Annotated in this window: 1 protein-coding gene; it reads left to right on the top strand. The window is 62.1% G+C overall.

The genetic code is table 11. The features are described 5' to 3' along the window. Positions 1-65: 65 nt before the first annotated feature. Entirely contained in the window at positions 66-680 is a 615-nt protein-coding gene (locus tag OC610_RS28340) for an NAD(P)-dependent oxidoreductase (RefSeq protein ID WP_264433021.1), read from the top strand. The last annotated feature ends 67 nt before the right edge of the window (positions 681-747 follow it).

Raw genomic sequence — 747 nt, 5'->3', positions numbered from 1 at the left:
CGGGAGCAAGCTCCCTCGCCACAAGAACCTGTATTTCTGACATCGCTAATTCACTGGAGAACACCATGAGCAAAATCGCAATCATCGGCGCCACCGGCCGCGCTGGCAGCCAACTGTTGGAAGAGGCCCTGCGCCGTGGTCACAGCGTGACGGCCATTGCCCGCAACACCGCGAAGATCGGCGAGCGGGTCGGCGTGGTCAGCAAGCAACTGGATGTACTGGACAGCGAGGCATTGACCGCCGCTGTCGCCGACCATGACGTGGTCATCAGCGCCGCGCACTTTGCCACCGTGCCGGCCGACAAGATCATCGCCCCTGTGAAGGCCGCTGGGGTCAAGCGCCTGCTGGTGGTCGGCGGCGCCGGTTCGTTGTTGCTGCCGGATAACAGCCGTGTGATCGACAGCGATGGCTTCCCTGAGGAATACCTGGCCGAAGCCACGGCCGGTGCCTTGTTCCTGGATGTACTGCGCAACGAACAGGACCTCGACTGGACCTTCCTTTCGCCTTCGGCGGAGTTCGTCGAAACCGAGCGCACCGGCCAGTTTCGGGTCGGCAAGGACCACTTGTTGTTCGATCAGGCCGGGCGCAGTTGGATCAGCTTCGCCGACTACGCCATTGCGTTGATCGATGAAGTCGAAACACCGCAGTTTTCGCGGACGCGGTTTACTGTCGGCTACTGATCCTGCACGACCTGCACGGCCCGTGCATGAACTGCATGACCTGCACGGCCCTGTAGGAGCTGCCGAG

The organism is Pseudomonas agronomica (genome assembly GCF_025917275.1).
In the GTDB taxonomy this organism is placed as follows: Bacteria; Pseudomonadota; Gammaproteobacteria; order Pseudomonadales; family Pseudomonadaceae; genus Aquipseudomonas; species Aquipseudomonas agronomica.
The sequence above is the reverse complement of the archived record's forward strand: the minus strand, read 5'-3'. Positions and strand labels throughout refer to the sequence as shown.